The organism is Pseudoalteromonas sp. CST2, from assembly GCF_028599385.1.
GTDB classification, from domain to species: Bacteria; Pseudomonadota; Gammaproteobacteria; order Enterobacterales; family Alteromonadaceae; genus Pseudoalteromonas; species Pseudoalteromonas atlantica.
Genome location: NZ_JAQREO010000001.1, coordinates 434,177 through 456,263, shown reverse-complemented (window position 1 = coordinate 456,263; position 22,087 = coordinate 434,177). Strand labels below are relative to the sequence as shown.

Sequence of the window (22,087 nt, the reverse complement as noted above, 5' to 3'; positions counted from 1 at the left end):
TTATTCACACCCTTTATAGCAAGCCTAATGGCTTGCTTTTTTGTTGCTATGTTTAAGTGTATTACTTTTATTATTATGCTTTTTTAGCCAATTTATACGCTTGTTTATTTTTATACATTTGGTGATCGGCCAAATTTAATAACGTATCAAAAGGTTGCTTTTGTTTGTTAGTAAAACTTTCGCCTATGCTAAGTGTCAGCGCGCATACGTTGTTTTCTAATAGTGCGTTTGTATACTCAATTTTTATTTTATCAATAATATGGCTAAGCTTACTTCTATCACTAATTTGCATCACTGCTACAAATTCATCGCCGCCTAAACGCCCTACTATATCAGCCTCTCTTAAATGTGTTTTTAAGGTATTTGCTAAGAGGATTAACGCTTGATCGCCTATTTCATGGCCATAAGTGTCGTTTAGTTTTTTAAAGTCGTTTATATCAATAAACAAGCAACACACATCAAAACCTAAACGCAGCGCTAAATTAAGTTTGTGTTGGGCAAGTAAGCTAAGTGCACGGCGATTATAAATATTGGTAAGCGGGTCAAGCATGGCTATTTCGCGCATTTGCTCAAAGCTATAAATAAGCGCTAAATCGTCTTCAATTAAATCACGAAGCTGCTCTATTAGCTCAAAATATTCATCGGTGTAGCTGGTTTTTTTTGAATCTTTTAAACACAAGGTGCCAAATACTTCACCTTCAGGCCAGTGAATTGGCAAGCCTAGGTAGGATTCAACGCCATCTTCAATAACCTCGGGCATGGTATTCCACTGCGTATTGCTGCGGGTATCGCTAACATACAAAGTGTTGTTGTTTTCGGCTACATATTTACAAAATAAGGGAGTTTCGGGAGGGAGTATAGGGTTGGTTTCAAAGTGTGAGCCACCTTCATTAGCTCTAATAACTACACGATAACCTTTACTAGTAGCCTGAACTATATAACCAGAGGGGGCCGAAAAAAGCCCCGTAATAAGATCAATGGTTTTTTGCCATTTATGTAATGATATTTGGCCATCGACACCAGAAAACGCCCATTGATCTGTTTCAAACATAACTATACCTCAGCTATTTAATGGCCTTAGTATAGCCAAATAAATATGTTTAAGGCTACTTTCTGCGGCGTTTACTTGGTGCTCTTTGCCCGGTAATGCGCTTTTTATCGCGATCTTTACGCGCTTTGTTGGTGTTTTTACGGTTATCTTTAGGGGGCTTGTTTAAATCAGGCTCGTAACCTTCTAGCCATTGTGGTGCTAAGCGGGTATCCAGTAGCACTTCAATTTCTTCCAGTAACCACTGCTCGTCAATACTTACCAGCGACATGGCAAGGCCTTGCTCGCCAGCGCGTCCCGTACGGCCAATTCGGTGTACGTAATCTTCTGCTATGTAAGGTAGCTCAAAGTTTATTACATATTTAAGCGCTGGAATATCTAAACCGCGGGCAGCTACATCGGTGGCAACTAAAACCCGCGTTGTGCCTTCTTTAAAGTTTTGTAATGCACGGTCGCGTGCACCTTGAGATTTATCGCCATGGATAGACTCAGTTTTTAAGCCGTCTTTACACATTTCTTTGGCAAGTTTATCGGCCATTTGCTTTGTGCGTGTAAATATAAGTACTTGGCGCCAGTTTTTCATGCCAATCATGTGCGATACAAGCTCACGCTTTCGCTCTTCATCAACTGCGTAAATAACTTGCTCTACTTCAACGGCGGCTGAGTTACGTTTATCAACTTCAATCAGCTCGGGGTTTTTAAGTAGTTTTTTACTCAGCTCAAACACGCTGTCATCGAATGTGGCTGAGAACAATAAGGTTTGGCGATCGCCTGGAATGTGGCGCAAAATACGTTTTATTTCATCAATAAAGCCCATATCCAGCATACGGTCGGCTTCATCAAATACTAACGAATCAACATTTGAAAGCACCACACTGCCTTTAACAATATGATCAAGTAAACGCCCAGGCGTTGCGACTATCACTTGCGCCGTTTTAAGCGCTTTAATTTGCGGGCCAATACTTGCACCGCCATACGCTAAAGCGCCTTGAATATTTGTGCCTTGGGCGTATTTTTCAAAGCTTGCAAACACTTGCTGAGCAAGCTCACGCGTGGGCGTTAAAATAACCACTCGAGCTATGCCTGGCTCATCTTTTTTTGGTGTATTTAAAAGCTTATGTAGTAGTGGTAATACAAAGGCGGCTGTTTTACCTGTGCCTGTTTGCGCGCTGCCCATTACATCGCTGCCCGCTAATATGTGCGGAATAGTTTTAACCTGAATTGCGGTAGGCGTGGTGTAATTATTTTGCTCAATTGCGGTTAGTAATAACGAATCGAGTTTAAGAGATGAGAACGATGTGGCAGACATAGGCTTAGCTTTAAAATAACAAAGAGCGCTATTGTACGCATATTACGGTACTGCGTAAATTAACCAGCTCAGAAAAGTATTCAGCCTAGCTGCATTCGCTAACCAATAAAAAAGGCGCTAAATAACAATGTATTTAGCGCCCTTTTTATACCAATCCGCTTAATTAAGTGATCTATTTTGAGGGCAGATAAACGTGTTGATAGCTAGGTAAAAAATTCGCTATTTAGTTGTTCTAAATGAGAATTTTTTAACGCAGATAGCAACACTTTTAGCCTCTAAAAATGATTAAGTATTATTGCGGATTGGTATTATAATTTAATAACGTTTTAAACCGGTTTTAAGGTGGCTTTTCGCTCATTATAAAATGCGATTAAGTCATCAACCGTTGCCTGGCAGTATTCACGAATACCCGACACTACCATGTGCTTTTCACCAAAACCCACTTTTTCGCCGTTTTCTAGTAAATTAAAGCGCAAGGTAATTTTGCCGCGCTTACCCGTGTACTCAAAACTTGGCTCAGCAAACTCAAGCGTTGGCGTTTGAATATTAATGTTATCAAGGTTAATGATCATCGACTCGTAAATAACCATAGGGCGCGCTGGGTTAATCATTACATTTTGCTTACCCATTAGCGGAATAATTACGTGCGGAAATGCAGCACCAGAAAACTCAACATAGTTTTTTATTAAGCTATTTGTAAGTGTTGGGCATTTGCTGGTTTTACCTTCGCGTTTTACCTTTAAAATTACTTTGTCGCCGTTGGTTACATCAAACTCGTCATCCCCTTCTGGGAAGTTAAGTTTGGTGTTTTCATCAACCATACCGGCAAAGGTAAATTCCATTCGCTCACTTATACCGTAGCGGTCTAACACTAAAGAAAAAAGTAAGTCTCCTGGCGCGCAAAACTTTTTGGCATCTTTATCATGAAGTGGGTTGTAATCATCGGCAACGCACTTTGCGAAACGACACCCTTGCTCACGAGAGATAGAAACATAATCAGCATGCTGCTGAAAGTAAGGACTTAACATAGATTGTTCACTGCTTAAACTGCTTATAACCTGCCCATACTACCAGAAAAAATTTAAAGAGAGGTCGAATCACTTACAAATTCATACAATTAACTTAAGAGTAAATGTTGCACACACCTGTTTTAGTTAGTAATTTAGGTACCAAACTAAATAAGGGACTAATTATTATGTTACGTGTTTTTGCAGTAATAAGCGTACTCACTACTTTGGCTGGATGTTCTAGCGTGACTTTTCATACCGATATAGATAACGATGTTTTATCTGAGGAAATTGGTACGTACGTTAAAAAACGAGATTTACAACAGTTTTATAGCGACCAAGAAGCACACGAAAGTGGCGCCACACTTTTAGGCCGAATTGAAGGCGAAAGCTGCAATGGCGACGGTAGAGGCGACAATAATATAAGCTACAATCGCTTAAAATCAAATGCTATAGATTTACTTAAAGCAGATGCAATGCGCAGAGGCGGTAACGCCTTTACTATAAATTCTTGTAGCGAAATCTCTGTATCGTATTGTGACCTGTCTGTTTTATGCAGCGGACAGGCCTACGACTATTAATAAATTATATATTAAGCGCAAAGCTAAGTAGTACGCGCTTTCCCGACTCAATTTTAGAAACGCTATGCTCGTATTTGTCGGGTCTAAATAAGTACACGCGGTTAAACCAATTAATAATGCATTTTGAGCATTTAAAAACCCCACCTGCTTTAGGTTTTACTAGTACAAAATTAAGTTTGTAGTAGCGCCCTTGCTGTACTGGATCTATATGGTTCATCACACTGTGATGTGTAGGGTAAGTAACTAGGTTTATTGAAAAGGCATTACTGCTAAATAAAGCTTTGTTTTTTACAGGTGCAATCATGCTGCCTCCTTTAAATTTACATGCAGCATTATAGCATTTTCTAAAGCGCCACTGCTTGCGCGAAACAATATCAAAACGCGATGACATATAGCCAAACAGCCTGAAACAAAAAAGCCGAGCTTAATTAATAAGCTCGGCTTTTTATAAAGTATGACTAAAGATTATGCACTTGGGTATGTGCGGTACGCACGCTCAATATTTTTAGCCTGCTTTTTAGAAATGCCTAAATGAGCAAGCGCTACACGTAAACGCGCACGTGATAAATCTGAGCCCAAAATTTCCATAGCATCAAGCACAGAGGTAGATGATGTTTTACCCGTGATTGCTACAAATATTGGCTCTAAAAAGTCTTTAATTTTAAGCTCGTGGAATGTAGCAACTTCTTTTGCAATTGCAAAAATAGCTGGCTTATCAAAACTACGTAAACCTTCAAGCTGCCATACAAAAAACTGTAGCGCTTGGCGTATTACGTTTTCGTCAGCTTTGCCCGCCGTTAACAGGGCTGGGTCGTAAGTTGGAATGCCGCCTACAAAATGCCCTGCTAAATCAACCATGTCCGAAAGCGTATTAATGCGCGTTTTAGCTTCTGGTAATACTTTAGCTAGCATTTCGCCATTAAACTTCCAATCAACAAAGCGCTGTACAAGCTCTTCGTCTGTTAGGTTTTCGCGGATCCACATGCCGTTTAACCAGCTTAGCTTATCAACATCAAATACTGGGCCGCCAAGTGATACACGCTTCATATCGAAGTGTTCAATCATCTCGTTAAGAGTGAATTTTTCACGCTCATCTGGCATTGACCAACCCATACGGCCTAAGTAGTTAAGCACGGCCTCTGGTAGGTAACCCATTTCTTTATAGTAATTAATAGAAGTTGGGTTTTTACGCTTAGAAAGCTTTGATTTATCAGGATTACGCAGTAGTGGTAAGTGCCCTAGTACGGGTGCTTCCCAACCTAAATCTTCGTAAAGTTTTAATAGTTTAGGTGCTGAGTTAATCCACTCTTCGCCACGGAAAATATGGCTTATTTGCATGTGGTGGTCATCCACTACGTTTGCTAAAAAGTACGTAGGGAAACCATCGGCTTTTAATAGCACTTGCATGTCTACGTTTTCCCACCGGATCTCAATTTCGTCGCGTAGGTAGTCGTTAAATTTAAAAGTGCCTTCGCTTGGTATTTTCATACGTATAACGTAAGGCTTGCCTGCGGCTAGGTTTGCTTTAATTTCATCTTCGGTGAGGTTTAAGCCACGGCCGTCGTATTTAGGGCGCAGACCTTCTGCCATTTGCTCTTCACGCATTTGGTCAAGCTCTTCGCTGGTTGCAAAACAGTAAAATGCTTTACCTTGCTCAACTAATTGGTGTGCGTATTTTTTGTATAAATCGCTACGCTCTGATTGACGGTAAGGGCCAAATTCGCCACCTACGTCAGGGCCATGATCCCACTCAAGACCTAACCAACGTAAGCTATCCATAATCGCTTGTTCTGACTCTGGCGTGCTACGAACTTGGTCTGTATCTTCAATACGAAGCACAAACTCGCCGCCTTGTTGTTTAGCAAAACAGTAGTTAAATAAAGCAATATAAGCGGTGCCAAGATGCGGGTCACCTGTTGGAGATGGGGCAACACGAGTACGGATTGTCATGATAATGTCTCTTTTAATAAGTGAGATAAAAATTAAGGGGGTCGTTTAAGCCGCTACTTTGTTTAAGTAAGCAATAATATCGTTAGATTCGTATAGCCACTCTACTTGGCCATTTTTTTCTATACGAAGGCATGGCACTTTAATTTTGCCGCCTTGCTCTAACAGCTCTTGACGAAATTGTTGATTATTTTTTGCATCACGCGTTTCTATTTTTAAGCCTTCGCGCTTAATTGCACGGCGTACTTTTACGCAAAACGGGCATGCTTTAAATTGATAAAGTTTAAATTGTGAGGTTTGCTGATCAAGCTGCGCTTGCACATCGCTTGCACGCTTTTTACTGCGAGGAGTAAATACAAAATTAAAGAATAAAATTATACAACCTAAAAACCAACGAACGAATTTCATGTTTTGTGCCTGCCTACAACAATTTAAGGAGCCAGATATTAGCACAAATTTACAATCAAAAAAGCTCAATACTATTATCGGTGGTCACTTCTTCATTTACCTCAAGCTCGCTATAAGCAGTCACTTTATTACGGCCGCTATTTTTAGAATGATACAGCGCCATATCGGCTTGGTTTACGATACTAGATACAGTATCAATACTTGCCAGCTCTAAAAAGCCAATACTTATTGTAAGCTGCCCAACTTGCGGAAAAGGATACTCAGCAATATTTGAGCGTAAACGGTTAAGTGCTATATGTGCTTGTGCCTCGGTTTTGGTTTGAAATAACACTGCAAACTCTTCGCCTCCATATCTGAATACGTAGTCTTCTAGCCTAAAGTTATTTTTTAACAACCGCGCCACAAGTAAAATAACTTCATCGCCTATTACATGGCCGTAGCTGTCGTTTACGCGTTTAAAGTGATCGATATCTGCAATGGCTAAATACCATCGTCGCTTTTCGTTGGTATCATCACGGGGCAATAAAAAGCCTTTGCCTGAGACAATTTCGATCACTTTTTTATCAAAGGTTTGTCTATTTAAAAGCTCGGTTAAAGGGTCTAATCGCGATTTATGTAATAGCCCTAGCTGGTTGGCATAAATATTTAAAATATGCACGGCGAGCATTGTGGTGGTTTGCGCTAACTCTTTTGTGGTTTCTATTAGTAATATGCCAATTACTTTACCAAAGTAATACACTGGCACATACGTAGTTACTACACCTAAGGCGCGGCTTACTCTTATTTTGTTTTGGGTTACTTTATTAAGCAGCGCTAAGGCTTCGTTAGACTCTAATACTTCAAGGCGGGTGTGGGTGTTTATTAGCGTAGGCGGTAATTGCGCACTAAAGTGCTTATTAATATAAATAGCAAAATTTTCAATTTCGAGTAGGTCGCCAATAATCTGCACTAATGATGCATCTAAGTCACTTTCTTCTTCTTGCTGAGTTAGACTGATTATCCATTCGTGCCCGCAATTGTTTGCCTTCATTAGTTTGCCTAAACTGTTTTAACTTCAATCAGTTTAGACAAAATCATCAACTTTGCTAATTAATTAACCAATACTTTTGAATTAGGTCGCATTGAGCTATGTGGATTAAAGTTTGTTTTAGCTAAGCGCTATTAAATCGTAGCGCGAGCTTTGTAACTTAGTGAGCTCAATAACTACTGCGGTATTATTTAATAACTTACATACAGCAGAGCCTAAAACAGCCTATGCTTTGCATTTATGTTTTTGTACAACCAGTTATTCTAAACACAACATAGGCTCTGCCTTGCTTAAATACCGAATATACGGCCGCAACACGCGCTATTTAAAAAGCTAAAGCAAAACTAAGTCGTCTCTGTGTAGCACCACAGCGCCACTATCAAAGTCGAGTAGCTCGCCTATTTGCTCTGAGTGAGCGCCTTTAATTTTATTTACTTCAACTTGGTTAAAACGTGTTAACCCTCGTGCAATAACTTGGTTATTGGCGTCTATTAAATCTATTAAGTCGCCCCGCTCAAAACGGCCAAACGCATTGGTTATGCCTTTTGCCAGCAGGCTTGCCCCTTTGTTTTGTAGCGCCGAAATAGCCCCTTTATCAATCATAATTTGGCCGGTACTTTTAGGCCCAGCCATTAGCCATTTTTTACGGCCATCTTTTGGCGCAGTAAGTTTTAAAAACCGCGTACCGGGTAATTGCTCACTCATGCATTTTAAAATAACGTTGTTGCCAGCGCCTTTTGCAATAATAACCTCTACCCCTGCGCGCCTTGCTACGTCGGCGGCTTGTAGTTTTGTAGCCATACCGCCGGTGCCTAAACTTGTACCGCTACCACCAGCCAGTTGGCGTAACTCATCGTTTATATGAGTGACTTCGTCAATCAGTTTTGCATCGGTATTTGTGCGCGGATCGCTGGTAAATAAACCTTCTTGATCGGTAAGCAGTAATAGCTTGTTGGCATTAGCTAAAATAGCCACCAGCGCTGATAAATTATCGTTATCGCCTACTTTTATTTCGGCGGTTGCTACCGCGTCGTTTTCATTAATAATAGGCACCACCTCGTGGCTTAATAACGCATTTAAGGTGTCGCGCGCATTTAAATAGCGTTCGCGGTCATCTACGTCTGCACGGGTAAGCAGCATTTGCCCTACGTTTATGCCATACAAGGCAAATAAGCTTTGCCAAATATGTATAAGCTGGCCTTGCCCAACGGCTGCCAACATTTGTTTATCTATTAGGCCGCGGCCACAGGGTTTAATAAGTTGTTCGCGCCCCGCAGCAACCGCGCCACTTGATACTAATATAACTTGGTGGCCTTGCTTTTTAAGTTCGCTACATTGGCGAACCAGCTCAACCATATGGGCTTTATCTAACTTATCGGTGCCGCCGGTCAGTACACTTGTACCAAGCTTAACAACAATTACCTGTTCCCTATGCATTATTATTTACTATTAAAATGAAAGATAAATAAACTTATACCAGCTCGGTATTTTTGAACAAGTTAAAATTATTCATGCTAGGATCGGCGTTAATTTAATTTGATAAAATTTCATTTATGCCAGCCAGTTTATGCCTAATTATTGCCACCTTTTTATGGGGTAGCTCCTTTATTGCACTTAAGTATGCTATTGCCGTTTACGACCCAGCACTAGTTATATTTTTACGCATGCTAACCACCTTAGTTTTATCGCTGTGTTTATGGCGTTACGTAATTAGGTTTGAGTATTTAAAAGGCGATTGGAAGTACTTATTAGGTATGTCGCTCGCAGAGCCATGCTTGTACTTTTTATTTGAAGGCCACGCAATGGAATACACCTCGGCCTCTCAGGCGGGAGTTATTGTTTCGTGTTTGCCTATTATTGTGGCGTTGATGGCGTTTTTTATGCTTAAAGAGTATATAAGTAAAGCCATTGTGATTGGGTTTACCCTGTGTATTGGCGGCAGTATTTTACTTACTTTGCTTTCACCAAATACCGATCAGGCCCCTAATCCATTATTGGGTAACTTTTTAGAACTTATGGCCATGGTATGCGCGGCGTTTTACACCATTAGCATTAAGCACTTGGCCAATCGCTACTCGCCGTTAACACTAATTGCTTTACAAGGCATAAGCGGCAGTGTGTTTTTTGCACCGTTTTTGTTTTTTATCGACTTACCCAGCGAAAACCAGCATGACCTAACCGCCCTTATGAGTATTTTGTATTTAGGCTCGTTTGTCACCTTAGGTGGCTATGGTATGTATAACTATGCAATTGGCAAAGTGTCGGTATTAACGGCTGCAGCTTATTCAAATTTAATTCCTATTTTTACACTTATTTTATCGGCCATTATTTTGGGTGAAGTACTCGATTTTTGGCAATGGGTGAGTATATTTGTTGTTTTTGCAGGGGTGATGATAAGCCAACGACATCAAGAGCTGGTGGTAGATATACCGCTTAATGAGGCTGGCGATGACTCTATCAACTCAGCCGATACAATCCATCTTAAATCAGTACCTGATGCCAGCGAGTCAAAAGGGTAACAGGTTAATAAATAAAGGCCTGGGGTTTGTAAAAACGCCTGCTGGGATCGATGAATAACCTCAATCCCCTTCACTTTATAATGCTGTATTACGCCGCTTTGCAGCTGCAGCGTAAACGTTTCACCCACTTTGGTGTGTTTTAAAAATGCAAAGTGGGTATCGTTGTGACCCGCTATTAACGCACCGCCATGTTTATCTCCAAGCTTTGCCCCTGGTAAAAAGTGGCTTGGTGCAAATGCTAAATTACGACCACTTGCCCCAGCTAAAACGCTAAGCACTTTCTTATACTTAGGCCAGTTAAGCTGCGCGGTTACAAAGCTGTCGGCGTAAAACCACGGTTTAACACGAGCGTGTGGCGTAATAAGCGCCTCTTGCCAGGCCTGCTCTATTAATACTTGGGCAAGCCATGCCTTGGCTTGCATATAAGCACCATGAGAAAACAGCCCCAGCCCGGCGATTAATAAGCCCGCACTTAGCCACTTTTTCATTTAAGCCCTCGGTTTATTTTAAACGCGCCATAGCCAAGTAATAAAATACAGCCCAGCAATATGTACAGTCGGCTTTGCCCATCGGTTTGTGGTAAACGCATAGCCAGTCCTTGTGGCGCTGCGTTCTTGGCCTGTGCAGTTTGCTTTGCAGGCTCGTTAATTTGAGTGTGTTCAATAGCTATAAAAGCAGTAAATGGGCTCAGTAGTTGATGTGTGAGCGCAAGCCCCTGCACCTCATTTTTAACTGACTGTCGGTCATTATACAAAAGTAACGATTTAATTTTTTGGCGCGCCCACAGCTTATCAATCCCTTTTGCGTTGGCGCTATTTTGTGCGCTTAGTTTTATATTTAAAGAGCCTTGAGCGGTTTGCCCACTAAGCGTAATTTGATTCGTATCATTTAATTTTATAGCCACCATTATTGGCTCGCCAAAATATAAATCAGGCAAAGGTGATGGCCAAAAATCTAAACTGTGAGTGCTTTCATCGCGAAGTGCTAAATTAGTGATAGCGGGATGAGCAAGCTTATCAAATAACTGCTGCATTTTAGGCTGCACCTCATTTGTGCTGCCAATAAACGTAAATGACCCTTTACCTATATCAGCTGCGCGGCGCATAAAAAAGCTATTGGGTGCACTACCAATGCCTACAGTAAATAAGCGGCTATCACCCAATTTACGCTGAATATTTTTAAATAAGGCATCTTCGTTACTTACACTGCCATCCGTTAAAAACACCACTTGGCGTACAAAGCCTTCAAAGCTGCTGCCATCAAGTACCGCATCAAGTGCACCTTGTATTTCGGTACCACCGTCGGCCTCTAGGCTATAAATAAAGCGCTCAGCGCGGCGTAAGTTAAAGTCACTAGCAATAAGGGGTTTATCGCTCATGGGGGTAACCACGTTATCAAAGCCAATAATGTTAAAACTGTCGTCGCTATCAAGCAAAGACAGCGCATAAAACAGGGCCTTTTTAGCTTGCTCCATAGATTGCCCGTGCATAGAGCCAGAGGTATCTACAACAAACACCATTTCGCGTGGTAGGCGCTGCGTTTGTGTAAAGTGATCTGCTGGCGGCATTAGCATAGCAAGCCCGTATCGGTCGCCATTTTCAAACTGCTGGGTAAAAAATGCTGCTTGTGCGCTTTCTTTTTGCAGCGGTTTAAACTCAAGTACAAAGTCGCGATTGGCCCCCGCTTGCTCATTTAAAGCAACCGTATATTGCCCAAAGGCCGGGTTTTGTACTTCTACACGATGAAATTTAGACGTTATATCTACAAGCTCTAAGCCTACATCTATATCAATATTTAAACTAAATTGGCTGTTTGGCGCCTCACTGTGCTGCGTTTTGCTATACACAGGGCTTAACCACCCCTGAGGAGCATGGGTTAGGCTAGTTTGCTCAGCTTCAATATTTGCGCTTATTGTGTGATAGCGCGGCGTAATGGTACTTGGGAAGCGAATAGCAAATGTGCCATTGCTGTAATCAATGATCTCTTGGTATTCAAGCTCTATCACAATTTGCTCGCCAGGGCCTATATTTGCCACGTTAGTAATAAACATATTAGCGCTCTGCTGGCGTATAAGTGCGGCTTGCTTGCCTGCATTTTTAGCTGCCTGATACTTTTTTTCGGCCTCTACTTTTTTATCTATTTGGCCTTTTATGACTCGCTCTCCTATGCGCATCGTCATCGCATGTACGGCGCTTTCATCAGGTAGCGGAAACACATAACGCGCATTTACCGCAAACGGATTATCGTTTTGATAAGTTTGCTTAACGACCACGTGATTTATCAGCCCGGTTAGGGTCATGTTAGCATCGCTTTTTAATATAATTGCCGGCGCGACAGGTGCACCACTGCTGTCAAAAAGTTCAAGTTTGGGCGACTGTGCACGGCTATTAAAACTAACCAGAAGCACAGCCATTAAGAAAATAAAAATGCTTACTTTAGTAAGCATTTTGGTTGGGTTACTCAACATAAAATCACTCCATCGAACGCTTAACTTTACTCAAATAAAAGTGGCTTTAGTTACTTGCCGTTTGGCCATTTACTGGGTTTATTGAGCGGGTAGTCAGTGTTACGCGTCGATCAAAAAAGTTATCTTCTACGATATTGCTGCGCGCTAATGTTTGCTGCTCGCCAAAAGCGTGCGCACTTAAACGTGTATGGCTAATACCGTGCTTTATAAGGTAACTTTGCACTGCGTTTACACGTTTTTTAGACAATAAAAGGTTCGCTTGCTCATCACCGCGCTGATCGGCAAAGCCACTTAAATCTAATGCTAGTTGCGGCTGATTTTTTAACAGCACCACAAGCTGGTCTAACTGTGTAGCAAAGTGCGGGGCAATAGCACTTGAGCCGGTTTTAAATTGTACTGTCATGGCAAGTAAGTTATTTATTTGCGATTGTGTTAACTGCTCATTTTGATTAGTCAGTACATCTAACTGCTGCTCTAGCCTATTGTTTTGATTAAGCACCTGTTGGTAGTCGCTGGTTTTTTGCTGCATCACTGTTATTGCTCTCTGCTGCTGGGCAATTTTGTCATCGGCTACTTTTGAATCACCAATTAAGCCCCCGGCAAATGCGCCAATAAAAGCACCAATTGGCCCACCAACGACACCACCAATAATGGCGCCAGTACCTAAGCCGATGGCAGTTTCTTTATGTGCTTCTTTAGAAGGGGTGTTAGCGGCTGCTGCAAATGCAGGTGTACACACTGTGGCTACTAGCGTTAATGCGATTAATGTCTTCTTCATAATGTAATCCTTAAACTTGTTTTAATTTGTGATGTTTTGTTTTGATGGTTGTATTAAAACAGCTGCAAGTGGCAACAAAGGGGAGCAAAAATGGCAAACCGCTGAGCAATTGTGGCAAAAAAATGGCAATCGCCTTTTTAAGCGTACATAACTGAAAAACTTCGATATAGTGCGTTTTAAAATAAATAAGGGTGAGTAGAATGAAAAAAATAGCCATCATTGAAGATGAAACCGCCATCCGCGAAAACTATATTGAAATGCTTAGCGCCCAAGGTTACCAGGTAAGTGGTTTTGCTAACCGTGTCAGCGCAGAGATTGCATTTAAAGATGCCCTACCCGATTTAGCCATTGTTGATATTGGTTTAGGTCACGAAATAGACGGCGGTTTTTTACTTTGCCAAACCTTGCGTACGCTTTCTAAAACACTGCCTATTATTTTTTTAACCGCCCGCGATAGCGAAATAGATACCGTGTGTGGCCTGCGTATGGGCGCCGATGACTACCTAACAAAAGATATTAGCTTAGCCCACTTGGCTGCCAGAATAGGCGCGCTATTTAGACGCATGGAAGCGCTTGAGCAACCCGCCGATGCCAATGCATTAATTACACGCGGCCAGTTAACGCTCGACACCCAGCGCATGCAAGTATTTTGGCAGCAGCAATTGGTTGATTTAACCGTGACCGAATTTTGGATGTTGCACTCACTTGCGCAGCGCCCAGGCCATGTAAAAAGCCGTAACGATTTAATGAGCGATGCAAAAATTTACGTAGACGACAGCACTATCACCTCGCATGTAAAACGCATTCGTAAAAAGTTTATCGCCCTTGATAACAACTTTGACTGCATAGATACGGTGTACGGCATGGGCTACAGGTGGGAACAACGCTAATGTTACGATTTGGCCTGCGCAGTAAATTTATATTACTGTCGTGTTTTTTGTTTTTACTGCCTTGGCTTGGCTACGAGTACGTGTGGGAAATGGAAAAATTTTTACGCCAAGGCCAAGAAAAAACCCTCGTAGGCACCACACGGGCGCTCGCCACCGCCCTGCATGAACGCCCAGCCCTTTTTGATGAGCAAACCAACTTTTTAGACCAGGTAGTAAAAGGGCGCGACTTATATGCGTACAATCTTAAAAATGCCATTCAACTCGATGGCAAACTGAGCGACTGGCAAAGCTATCAACCACTCTTTTGGCATTACGATAAACGCTATTTACAAAAAGCAGACAAGGAGCATAAAGCTGAGGATTTATCGTTTGATCATATGGTTGGAAAATTTGATAACTATTTATATGCCGTGTTTAAAGTAACTGACGATCACCTTGTATATCGTGCTAAAAATAGTTTAAGCATTACTAATAACGACCATTTAATAATTGGCCTAAAAAGCCCAGCCGGAGATTTTAATACCTACATTATTGCCCCACGCCAAGATGGCTGGGTAAATGCGTTTGATGCTAATACCAAAACACCGTTTACAAAAATTCAGGGCTATTTTATACGCACTGAATCGGGATACAACGTAGAGCTGCGCTTTCCTATAAATATGCTTGGTAACAAGCTAGGCTTTGCCGTGGTCGATATTGACACAAAAAAAGCGCTGCTCGATTTTAAAACAATGTCGACCTCTAATTTAAATAACCCAAGCGATTTAGGCTCGGTATTGGTGCCTTCACCAGAAATTAACCGAATTTTAAAAGGTATGGGTCACAGTGGTAGCCGTATTTGGGTGGTTGATAATCATCATCGCGTATTAGCGCAGTCGGGCACAATTCAAAATGCCGATGGCGTATGGGCCGACGGCCTTAAAAACCAGCCGCCTAAAAATGCCTGGCAACGCTTTGAGCAAACGTATCTGCACCCGCTTTATTATAAAATTTTAACTCGCCCAGAAAACGAATTTTTAGATACCCTGCACGATGTTGCCTCAATGCAGGGCACACATTTAGCTAAGGCACTGAAGGGGCAACCAGCGTCATCTTGGCGATTAACGCCCGACAGTAAAGCCGTTATTTTATCGGCGGCTTACCCTATTTGGATAGAAGATAAAGTGATTGGCGCAGTAATCGCCGAGGAAACCACTAACGGTGTACGCACCCTGCGTAATAAATCGCTAGAAAAGCTTTTTAACGTTATTTTAGCGGTGATGCTAATTGGTACCGTTACGTTGTTCTTTTTTGCCTCGCGTATTTCGAGCCGCATTAGGCGACTGCGCGACACCGCAGAGCAAGCCATTGATGCCCAAGGGCGCATTACCGGCAGTATTAATTACAGCGACTCAAACGATGAAATTGGCGACCTTTCACGAAGTTTTGCCAATATTGTTGGCCGCTTAGGCGGGTACACTAATTATTTAGAAAATATGTCATCGCGGTTATCTCATGAGCTACGTACACCGGTGGCTGTGGTTCGCTCTTCTTTAGAAAACCTACAAAGTTTAGAGCAAAATGAGCTTAGCCAAAAATACCTAGAGCGAGCAAGTGAAGGGGTTGAGCGCTTAGGTAAAATAATAACCACCATGAGCGAAGCCACGCGCCTTGAACAAAGCATTCAAAGCAACGAGAGCGAGCCGTTTGATTTACAAAAAGTAATTAATGGCTGTATGCAAGGCTACCAGCTTACTTACCCAGAGCAGTTATTTGAGCTTGATGTATGCCAAAGCGCTTTACCCATGCAAGGTGCCCCCGAATTTATAGCTCAGCTACTTGATAAGCTTATTAATAATGCGCTGGAATTTAGTGAAGCAAATACGGCTATTAATGTAGGTCTTAAGCAGAGCGAAAATAAAGCAATATTAACAGTGAGTAATACAGGCCCCGCCCTGCCTGAAGGGCTAACTGAGCATATTTTTGATTCTATGGTGTCGGTGCGTAGCCAGCAAATGCAGCAACAACCGCACTTAGGCTTGGGACTTTATATTGTAAGGCTGGTGTGTGATTACCATAAAGGCAGTGTCACTGCACAAAACAACGAGCGCGGTAATGGCGTGGTGTTTAAAGTAACCCTGCCTTTACAAAGCTAAGCTGTGCATAAAGTGGCGCCCTACTGAGTCGCCCTTATTTTTTGCACATCGATTACAATTTACTACAACTTAAAATGTAACTATTCACTTTTAATTCAGTCAAACGGCCATACCCTGAACGCTAATTAAGGAGAATAGATCATGAACAACCCACTTGAGCGTGAAGAGATCGAATTTATTTTTGATCTATACAGGCCCCAAGAGCAAGCACCTAGCTTGCCTTCAGAGCCCGCCACCTCTACATATAAAAACTTACGACAGCCAGAACAAGTTAAAAACGAAGGCGTGTCTGAATACCTCAGCTAGGGTATTGCCTATTGCGTTGCTTGCTCGTTTTGTAAAAATGCTTTGATGCAGTTTATTTCTGCCAGTTTTACCTCTTCGCCTATTTCTGGGCCTTTTTTGCCATTTTTAAGTGCAGTTTGCACTACCTGTTTTTTATCCATTTTTTGTAATTCATTAAAAATTGCACGCAGCTTAGCCCCTTGCGGATAGGGCTTATTTACGAGCGTTTCTCCACGCCCTTGCGCATCACATTGGCATGCTTGGGTAAACGCAATAAATCGCTCTGGGTGCACTAAAGCATTTAAATTAGTAACAATTAATTTATGAATCGTTTGTGGTCTTAATTGCTCCAGCGTATGGCATAAGGTGTGATTATCGCTGGTGAGTACACCAATATCGCGAAAACGATTAGGCACTTTTAAACGCTCACAAAACTTTTCTACTACGGCTACCCCTTCGCGTTCATGGCCGCGTAAATTACCGCGTTTTTTAAAGCTCAGGGCCTTACCAAAATCATGAGTGAGTGCCGCAAACCGTGTTTCTAAATTAAAGTTTAAATCGGCAGCGCGCCTAAGTACCAACATAGTATGAACAAATACATCACCTTCGGGGTGGTGGTTTGCAGGTTGCGGCACCCCTTGCATACTCTCTATTTCAGGGAAAATACCTAAGCCATGTAATGCTTGAAAATACAGTTCAGGGTGTTTTTCACCCAGTGCTTTTTCGGTTTCGAGCCATACGCGCTCGGGCACTAAATGATTAAGCTCACCTTTGTTTTTAAGCTCGCGCATTAATGCATAAGTACTTGGGTGAATACGCCATTCACTTCCGTAGCGTGCTAAAAAACGGGCTATGCGTAATACCCTTACCGGGTCCTCTACAAAGGCTTCTGTGGTGTGGCGCAGTATTTTATTGTGTAAATCGCTTTGGCCATTGAAAGGGTCAATAACGGTGCCGTTTTCATCAAGTGCCATTGAGTTTATGGTTAAATCGCGCCGTGCTAAATCTTCTTCAAGGGTGACATTAGGGCTGGCATCTACCACAAAGCCGGTATAGCCTTTACCGCTTTTTCGCTCGGTGCGACCCAAGGCGTATTCTTCTTTTGTTTTTGGGTGTAAATAAACCGGAAAATCACTTCCTATAGGCACAAAACCAAGCGACTCCATAGTTTGGGGTGTTTCGCCTATAACAACATAGTCGTTATCTTTTGATGCTATATTAAGTAGCTGGTCGCGTACCGCGCCACCAACAAGGTAAACTTGCTTAAGGTTGTGTTTCACTGTTTATCCTAATCACACTGGGTGGTTATTTGATGTCGATCATACCATTAAAATCACCATAGTTTGCCAAGCTTAAATAAGCTCATTACAATAGCGCTTTATTTTAAGCCATAGCCTTACATTCAATGAAAAATCATTCATCAAAAAAAGAACTTATGCTACTGCCTATATTACTTGTGGTTATTGTAATGTGCGTGGCGGGTCACTTTTTACTACAGGCTAACTTTCAAGATAGCAACATGGTTGAATACATGTTGGCAGCGCTGCCCTTTGCGATGTTTGGCCTAGTTATTGTGGCATTTAAAATGGCAGCTAAAAGCGAAGCCAATGAGCAAAGCGAGCAAGACTCTTAATTTTACTGTTAAAGAATATAATACCCAAACCAATCTGGTTTTATTGGTTGAGCATGCCCACTTGGCGTAAGCTTAATATTTAGTTGGCTGTCGAGCAGGTCTATAGCAAAGCAGTCATCTACATCATGTAAATCATCTTTATGAATATGGCTAAGGCCTGCAAGCAAATCGCTTTTAGCGCGCTGCTTGGCCTCTGCAGCACTACTGGCAACATACAATGCAAAGTCGTGTTGCTCAGCCATAGAGTCGCTTCTGTAAGCGCCTAAATTAACAAAATACAGCTGCTTATTTTGCTCAACGTAGGTATCAACAACTTCTACTTTATAACCGTCGATATGGTTAATTGCCATGTAGCTGTCCATATGCACATTGTTTTTATCGCCCACCCATTGGCTTTTTAGCTTTGAATAAGTTTGCTCAATGCTTTGCCCTACGACAAAGCGAATATCGTGCATTTCTATGTGGCAGCCTTGAATTCGCCCGCCCAGATACACCATAAATAACTGCATTTAATAACCTTACTCTTAAATTACACTAAATTATCGACATCAATATTGTGTTTTTTTATTAACTTATAAAAATCCGAACGATTACGTTTGGCAAGCTTTGCGCCTTCGGCTACGTTACCGCCGGCCATTTTTAGGGTGTTTATTACATAATCGCGCTCAAACTCTTTTTTGGCATCATTTAGAGAAAGCGGCTCTGCACTGGCTTGGTTTGAGTTAAGTGCGTTTAACACTAAGTGCGCAGAAATTACCTCGCTGGCGCTCAATGCGACCACTTGCTCTACAACGTTTTGTAGCTGGCGAATATTCCCAGGCCAGTCGTAACGTACCAGCGCATGCATGGCATCGTTTGCAAAGCGCTTTTCTTTTTGGTTCATACGTTTAGCAATACTTGCGCTAAAGTGCTGGGCAAGCAGGCTTATGTCTTCTCGGCGCTCACACAGCGGCGGTAATTTTAAATTAACAACATTTAGGCGGTAGTATAAATCTTCCCTAAATTGTTGATTGCTAATCGCATCGGGTAAATTTTTGTGAGTGGCCGATACAATGCGCACATCAATAGGAATCTCTTCTTGAAAGCCCACCGGGCGTATGGTTTTTTCTTGTAGTACACGCAGTAACTTAACTTGTAAATTAAGCGGCATATCGCCAATTTCATCTAAAAATAAGGTGCCGCCTTGAGCTTGCTGAAATAAACCTTGGTGATCTTTCACCGCCCCTGTAAAGGCGCCTTTTTTATGGCCAAATAATTCTGACTCTAAAAGCTCCCCCGGCACTGCGCCACAGTTAATAGCCACAAAAGGCCCTTCACTTACATGACTGTGTTGATGAATCGCCTGAGCCAGCAGCTCCTTACCGGTACCGCTGGCGCCAGAAATAAGTACATTTACTTGGGTTGGCCCCAGTAATTTTACTTGCTCAAGGAGGTGCAACATAGCGCCACTGCGCGTTACTATATTGCTTTTTTGGGGCGATTCTTCTGCGTTTACGCCATGTATTTCAATGGCTTTGGCTAGGCTGTCAAACAGCTCGTCTTTATCAACCGGTTTTGTAATAAACGCAAAAATACCTTGTTTTGTCGCCTCCACCGCATCGGGTATAGAGCCATGCGCTGTCATCATTATAACCGGCAGTGCTGGGTAACGGCTTTGTAATTGGCGATGTAAGGCCATGCCGTCCATTTCATCCATACGCAGATCTGTTATAACTGCATCAAACACTTGGTTTTTAAGAATTTGTAGTGCAAGTATGCCGCTTTCACAGGTTGTTACGTCATACCCTTTAGACTCGATTCTTAGTGCAAGTAATTTAAGTAAACTTGCATCGTCATCAACGAGTAATACTTTTGCACCTTGTGGTGTGTGTGTTGCCATAATTACTGCTCCTTAGTGTCTTCGCGTAGTAACAGCTGCTGCTCTATGGTGGCTAAAGACGATAACGTTTGCTGCATTTTGTCATTTAACGCCTGCTGCTCTTTTAGGGCATTTATTTGCCGAGTAACATGTTGCTTTTGAAGCCATAAATATTGTTTTATTGGCTCAGGCCAAAAGTAGGCTAAATCGAGTTTTTGTAATCGTGTCATCACCTCCTCTGGTGCACTTGAGGTGTTAACACACATGAATTTAAAAAAACGTTTTAGCTCTTTTTCACCTAAATAAGTATGTAGGCTTGGCTTTACTTTAAAACCGCCACATTGATTAGCATGCCATGCAACAACACGTTCTGCGCTGGGGTAAACGGGGTCACTTTTAGGGCGCTTTTTAGGATTTGGCACCGTATTTTTTGCAGGCTCTACCTCCTGCGACACTGCTGCTGTTTGTGTGTTATTTGTTTCACACCCAGCTAAAACAACCGTACTACTGAGCACACATAAAATAGCTATTAAACGCGTACGCATGCTATTAAACTCCTTGATTAGTTAAAGGTATTTTTATTGTAAATAAGCAGCCTTGGGGCTGGTTATGCTCAACACTAAGCTGGCCTTGTAACTGCTCAACCGACTCTTTTACTATGGTTAAACCTAAGCCACTGCCTTGCAGCGTAACATCTTTATTATGCTTGCCTTGGTAAAATGCGCTGAATATCTGGTTTTTTTCTTGCTCTTTAATACCACAGCCTTCATCGTGCACTTGTATTGTTAGTAGCTTTTGCTCAAGTGCTAAGGTTACATCAACACTTTGCCCTGTATTTGAAAATTTTAACGCATTAGAAATGAGCTGAATGAGGGTCATTTCTATCAGCTCTGCGGGTAATGCAAGTGGCTGTTTTGTTATGCTGTTGTGCCAATTTAAGCGTTGCTGCTTGGCCGTTAAGCGGTGCTCAAAATGGCTGTTTATTTTATTTATTAAATTGCCAAATTCGACTTCGCTAACGCTGTCTTTACTGGTTCTGATAGCGTTATAACTAAGTAGGCTGTCAATCATAGTGCGCAAACGCACCATAGATTGGCTAATAAGCTCAAGCACAGCTTGCTGCTCTTTTGTAATGGGGCCGACTATTTCATCGCTAAGTAAATCGGTGCCCTCGACCATTGAAGCCAACGGCGTTTTAAGCTCGTGGGTTACATGGCGTAAAAAGGTATCTTTTTGTTGCTCAAGCATATGTAGCTGCTCTTGCACCCATTGTAGTTTTTCGCCTAATTCCACCAGCTCACTTGAGCCTTGCACTGCAATTTTTTGCTGCCAGTGGCCTTGCCCTAGTTTATCTATTACCGACGTAAGCCCTTTTAAACGCTTACTTATGCGCCATAAAAAGCCTCCACCCACTAGTAAAGTAAGCGGAATAAGCGCTACTAACCAGTTAATAAACGAGCTTTGTAAAGTACTTAATTCACTTTGGTTATTTTGTATTTGCGCTGCATTCGTATCGCGCAACCACACAGTAAGTTCAGCCACTAAATCGCTAATAGGCACAAACAATGCAGCATCTTGTTGGTTATTTTCAATTAAAGCTTGATGAGTACTACGCAATGTTGTTGCTAAGCGACGCCACTGCATAGTGTATTGCTGTGTGGCACTGGCTTGGCTGAGCGTGTCGATTGTTTGTAAGGAGGATTGCCATTTTTCGTTTATTAACGTGTCGAGCGACTCGCTTTTTAACACCCAGTTTTGTCGCGTTGCCCGCTCTAGGCTATTAAGCTCTTGCTTTAAAAAATTAAACGACTTAGTAACTTGGTAATTATTACTGACGATAAGCTGGGTAACAGCGAGCTGTTTGTTTAACGCATTTAAAAAAACAATAACCACTAAACTAAGCGGCAGTAACGACAGCAACATACTAATTATAAACTGACCTATTAAGTTAGGCCGCCAATTAAGCATTGCACGATACTTTTTAGCCAACGTTACAGGCATTATCATTTCCTTTTATTATTTTAAGCGCCCTATTTTAGTTACTTACCTTATACTCTCGCTGAATCAACTTCTATATTTAACCCAATATATCCACCTGTTGCCATTTAGCAACACACTAAGCTATTGATAACTCTATTAACTACTAATAGCACGTACCGCCTGTTGCAAAAATAACACACATTTAAGTAAAAAAT

22 protein-coding genes are annotated in these 22,087 nt (G+C 41.8%); 6 read left to right on the top strand and 16 right to left on the bottom strand.

Features of this window, described 5'->3' with window-relative positions; translation table 11 throughout:
- Positions 1–73: 73 nt before the first annotated feature.
- The 3 genes from PSH41_RS02085 to PSH41_RS02075 form a co-directional block, all read right to left on the bottom strand.
- Complete coding sequence (locus PSH41_RS02085) at positions 74–1,051, bottom strand: sensor domain-containing diguanylate cyclase (RefSeq protein WP_273588733.1); 978 nt, start codon at positions 1,049–1,051, stop codon at positions 74–76.
- A gap of 55 nt (positions 1,052–1,106) precedes the next feature.
- Positions 1,107–2,357: a DEAD/DEAH box helicase gene (locus PSH41_RS02080; protein ID WP_273588732.1), complete on the bottom strand. Its 1,251-nt coding sequence runs from the start codon at positions 2,355–2,357 to the stop codon at positions 1,107–1,109.
- 326 nt (positions 2,358–2,683) lie between these two features.
- Complete coding sequence (locus PSH41_RS02075; protein WP_096739166.1) at positions 2,684–3,385, bottom strand: DUF3581 domain-containing protein; 702 nt, start codon at positions 3,383–3,385, stop codon at positions 2,684–2,686.
- Positions 3,386–3,552: 167 nt separating this feature from the next.
- On the opposite strand from PSH41_RS02075, the gene PSH41_RS02070 reads away from it, so the two are divergent.
- Positions 3,553–3,945, top strand: a complete 393-nt coding sequence (locus tag PSH41_RS02070) for a hypothetical protein (RefSeq protein WP_029773896.1) — start codon at positions 3,553–3,555, stop codon at positions 3,943–3,945.
- Positions 3,946–3,949: 4 nt separating this feature from the next.
- On the opposite strand, the gene PSH41_RS02065 is transcribed toward PSH41_RS02070, so the two are convergent.
- The 5 genes from PSH41_RS02065 to proB all read right to left on the bottom strand — a co-directional run bounded on the left by PSH41_RS02065 (position 3,950) and on the right by proB (position 8,764).
- Positions 3,950–4,249 (bottom strand): hypothetical protein, encoded by a 300-nt coding sequence (locus PSH41_RS02065; RefSeq protein ID WP_024033163.1) that lies wholly within the window; start codon positions 4,247–4,249, stop codon positions 3,950–3,952.
- 161 nt (positions 4,250–4,410) lie between these two features.
- Positions 4,411–5,895, bottom strand: a complete 1,485-nt coding sequence (gene gltX / locus PSH41_RS02060; RefSeq protein WP_273588731.1) for a glutamate--tRNA ligase — start codon at positions 5,893–5,895, stop codon at positions 4,411–4,413.
- Positions 5,896–5,940: 45 nt separating this feature from the next.
- Positions 5,941–6,300 (bottom strand): glutaredoxin domain-containing protein, encoded by a 360-nt coding sequence (locus PSH41_RS02055; protein ID WP_004586118.1) that lies wholly within the window; start codon positions 6,298–6,300, stop codon positions 5,941–5,943.
- Between the two features lie 55 nt (positions 6,301–6,355).
- Positions 6,356–7,330 (bottom strand): GGDEF domain-containing protein, encoded by a 975-nt coding sequence (locus PSH41_RS02050; protein ID WP_273588730.1) that lies wholly within the window; start codon positions 7,328–7,330, stop codon positions 6,356–6,358.
- A gap of 330 nt (positions 7,331–7,660) precedes the next feature.
- A complete protein-coding gene (gene proB, locus PSH41_RS02045) occupies positions 7,661–8,764 on the bottom strand; it encodes a glutamate 5-kinase (RefSeq protein ID WP_273588728.1) in 1,104 nt (367 codons plus the stop codon).
- A gap of 116 nt (positions 8,765–8,880) precedes the next feature.
- Between proB and PSH41_RS02040 the strand changes: the two genes are divergently transcribed.
- Positions 8,881–9,846, top strand: coding sequence for a DMT family transporter (locus PSH41_RS02040; RefSeq protein ID WP_273588727.1), 966 nt, complete (start codon positions 8,881–8,883; stop codon positions 9,844–9,846).
- On the opposite strand, the gene PSH41_RS02035 is transcribed toward PSH41_RS02040, so the two are convergent.
- The 3 genes from PSH41_RS02035 to pdsO are packed head-to-tail and all read right to left on the bottom strand — an operon-like array spanning position 9,735 to position 13,091.
- The gene (locus PSH41_RS02035; protein WP_273588726.1) at positions 9,735–10,334 is read right to left on the bottom strand and encodes a class GN sortase; all 600 of its coding nucleotides are present in this window, start codon (positions 10,332–10,334) and stop codon (positions 9,735–9,737) included. The genes PSH41_RS02040 and PSH41_RS02035 overlap by 112 nt on opposite strands.
- On the bottom strand, positions 10,331–12,313 hold the full coding sequence (locus PSH41_RS02030) for a marine proteobacterial sortase target protein (RefSeq protein ID WP_273588724.1): 1,983 nt from the start codon (positions 12,311–12,313) through the stop codon (positions 10,331–10,333). The genes PSH41_RS02035 and PSH41_RS02030 overlap by 4 nt, the downstream gene beginning before the upstream one ends.
- A gap of 46 nt (positions 12,314–12,359) precedes the next feature.
- The gene (pdsO, locus tag PSH41_RS02025; RefSeq protein ID WP_273588723.1) at positions 12,360–13,091 is read right to left on the bottom strand and encodes a sortase-associated OmpA-like protein PdsO; all 732 of its coding nucleotides are present in this window, start codon (positions 13,089–13,091) and stop codon (positions 12,360–12,362) included.
- Between the two features lie 200 nt (positions 13,092–13,291).
- On the opposite strand from pdsO, the gene pdsR reads away from it, so the two are divergent.
- From pdsR to PSH41_RS02010, 3 genes are all read left to right on the top strand, one after another.
- Positions 13,292–13,981, top strand: a complete 690-nt coding sequence (gene pdsR, locus PSH41_RS02020) for a proteobacterial dedicated sortase system response regulator (RefSeq protein WP_004586111.1) — start codon at positions 13,292–13,294, stop codon at positions 13,979–13,981.
- Positions 13,981–16,116 carry a proteobacterial dedicated sortase system histidine kinase gene (gene pdsS / locus PSH41_RS02015; protein WP_273588722.1) on the top strand — a complete coding sequence of 712 codons (2,136 nt, stop codon included), beginning with the start codon at positions 13,981–13,983 and terminating at the stop codon, positions 16,114–16,116. Before pdsR ends, pdsS begins: the two co-directional genes overlap by 1 nt.
- 141 nt (positions 16,117–16,257) lie before the next feature.
- On the top strand, positions 16,258–16,422 hold the full coding sequence (locus PSH41_RS02010; protein WP_024033174.1) for a hypothetical protein: 165 nt from the start codon (positions 16,258–16,260) through the stop codon (positions 16,420–16,422).
- 8 nt (positions 16,423–16,430) lie between these two features.
- On the opposite strand, the gene PSH41_RS02005 is transcribed toward PSH41_RS02010, so the two are convergent.
- Positions 16,431–17,681: a multifunctional CCA addition/repair protein gene (locus PSH41_RS02005; RefSeq protein WP_029773901.1), complete on the bottom strand. Its 1,251-nt coding sequence runs from the start codon at positions 17,679–17,681 to the stop codon at positions 16,431–16,433.
- Between the two features lie 125 nt (positions 17,682–17,806).
- Here PSH41_RS02005 and PSH41_RS02000 point away from each other — a divergent pair, with 125 nt between their 5' ends.
- Entirely contained in the window at positions 17,807–18,034 is a 228-nt protein-coding gene (locus PSH41_RS02000; RefSeq protein ID WP_004586108.1) for a hypothetical protein, read from the top strand.
- An 8-nt stretch (positions 18,035–18,042) separates the two neighbouring features.
- Here PSH41_RS02000 and PSH41_RS01995 read toward each other — a convergent pair whose 3' ends face one another.
- Genes PSH41_RS01995 through PSH41_RS01980 form a run of 4 tightly spaced genes read right to left on the bottom strand, consistent with a single transcriptional unit; the run spans position 18,043 to position 21,893 of the window.
- Positions 18,043–18,543, bottom strand: coding sequence for a DUF1543 domain-containing protein (locus tag PSH41_RS01995; RefSeq protein WP_024033177.1), 501 nt, complete (start codon positions 18,541–18,543; stop codon positions 18,043–18,045).
- 20 nt (positions 18,544–18,563) lie between these two features.
- The gene (locus tag PSH41_RS01990) at positions 18,564–19,913 is read right to left on the bottom strand and encodes a sigma 54-interacting transcriptional regulator (RefSeq protein WP_055252807.1); all 1,350 of its coding nucleotides are present in this window, start codon (positions 19,911–19,913) and stop codon (positions 18,564–18,566) included.
- A gap of 2 nt (positions 19,914–19,915) precedes the next feature.
- Positions 19,916–20,437: a hypothetical protein gene (locus tag PSH41_RS01985; RefSeq protein WP_024033179.1), complete on the bottom strand. Its 522-nt coding sequence runs from the start codon at positions 20,435–20,437 to the stop codon at positions 19,916–19,918.
- A 4-nt stretch (positions 20,438–20,441) separates the two neighbouring features.
- Positions 20,442–21,893, bottom strand: coding sequence for a sensor histidine kinase (locus PSH41_RS01980; RefSeq protein WP_273588721.1), 1,452 nt, complete (start codon positions 21,891–21,893; stop codon positions 20,442–20,444).
- Positions 21,894–22,087 lie beyond the last annotated feature (194 nt).

Bases quoted from the DNA above. Each gene is read 5' to 3' on its own strand.
- PSH41_RS02010 (WP_024033174.1), top strand. From the start codon at position 16,258: ATGAACAACCCACTTGAGCGTGAAGAGATCGAATTTATTTTTGATCTA.
- gltX (WP_273588731.1), bottom strand. From the start codon at position 5,895: ATGACAATCCGTACTCGTGTTGCCCCATCTCCAACAGGTGACCCGCAT.
- pdsS (WP_273588722.1), top strand. From the start codon at position 13,981: ATGTTACGATTTGGCCTGCGCAGTAAATTTATATTACTGTCGTGTTTT.
- PSH41_RS02030 (WP_273588724.1), bottom strand. From the start codon at position 12,313: ATGTTGAGTAACCCAACCAAAATGCTTACTAAAGTAAGCATTTTTATT.
- PSH41_RS02065 (WP_024033163.1), bottom strand. From the start codon at position 4,249: ATGATTGCACCTGTAAAAAACAAAGCTTTATTTAGCAGTAATGCCTTT.
- PSH41_RS02075 (WP_096739166.1), bottom strand. From the start codon at position 3,385: ATGTTAAGTCCTTACTTTCAGCAGCATGCTGATTATGTTTCTATCTCT.
- PSH41_RS02080 (WP_273588732.1), bottom strand. From the start codon at position 2,357: ATGTCTGCCACATCGTTCTCATCTCTTAAACTCGATTCGTTATTACTA.
- PSH41_RS02000 (WP_004586108.1), top strand. From the start codon at position 17,807: ATGAAAAATCATTCATCAAAAAAAGAACTTATGCTACTGCCTATATTA.
- PSH41_RS01990 (WP_055252807.1), bottom strand. From the start codon at position 19,913: ATGGCAACACACACACCACAAGGTGCAAAAGTATTACTCGTTGATGAC.
- proB (WP_273588728.1), bottom strand. From the start codon at position 8,764: ATGCATAGGGAACAGGTAATTGTTGTTAAGCTTGGTACAAGTGTACTG.
- PSH41_RS01985 (WP_024033179.1), bottom strand. From the start codon at position 20,437: ATGCGTACGCGTTTAATAGCTATTTTATGTGTGCTCAGTAGTACGGTT.
- PSH41_RS02035 (WP_273588726.1), bottom strand. From the start codon at position 10,334: ATGAAAAAGTGGCTAAGTGCGGGCTTATTAATCGCCGGGCTGGGGCTG.
- PSH41_RS01995 (WP_024033177.1), bottom strand. From the start codon at position 18,543: ATGCAGTTATTTATGGTGTATCTGGGCGGGCGAATTCAAGGCTGCCAC.
- PSH41_RS01980 (WP_273588721.1), bottom strand. From the start codon at position 21,893: ATGCCTGTAACGTTGGCTAAAAAGTATCGTGCAATGCTTAATTGGCGG.
- PSH41_RS02055 (WP_004586118.1), bottom strand. From the start codon at position 6,300: ATGAAATTCGTTCGTTGGTTTTTAGGTTGTATAATTTTATTCTTTAAT.
- pdsO (WP_273588723.1), bottom strand. From the start codon at position 13,091: ATGAAGAAGACATTAATCGCATTAACGCTAGTAGCCACAGTGTGTACA.
- PSH41_RS02070 (WP_029773896.1), top strand. From the start codon at position 3,553: ATGTTACGTGTTTTTGCAGTAATAAGCGTACTCACTACTTTGGCTGGA.
- PSH41_RS02040 (WP_273588727.1), top strand. From the start codon at position 8,881: ATGCCAGCCAGTTTATGCCTAATTATTGCCACCTTTTTATGGGGTAGC.
- PSH41_RS02050 (WP_273588730.1), bottom strand. From the start codon at position 7,330: ATGAAGGCAAACAATTGCGGGCACGAATGGATAATCAGTCTAACTCAG.
- PSH41_RS02085 (WP_273588733.1), bottom strand. From the start codon at position 1,051: ATGTTTGAAACAGATCAATGGGCGTTTTCTGGTGTCGATGGCCAAATA.
- pdsR (WP_004586111.1), top strand. From the start codon at position 13,292: ATGAAAAAAATAGCCATCATTGAAGATGAAACCGCCATCCGCGAAAAC.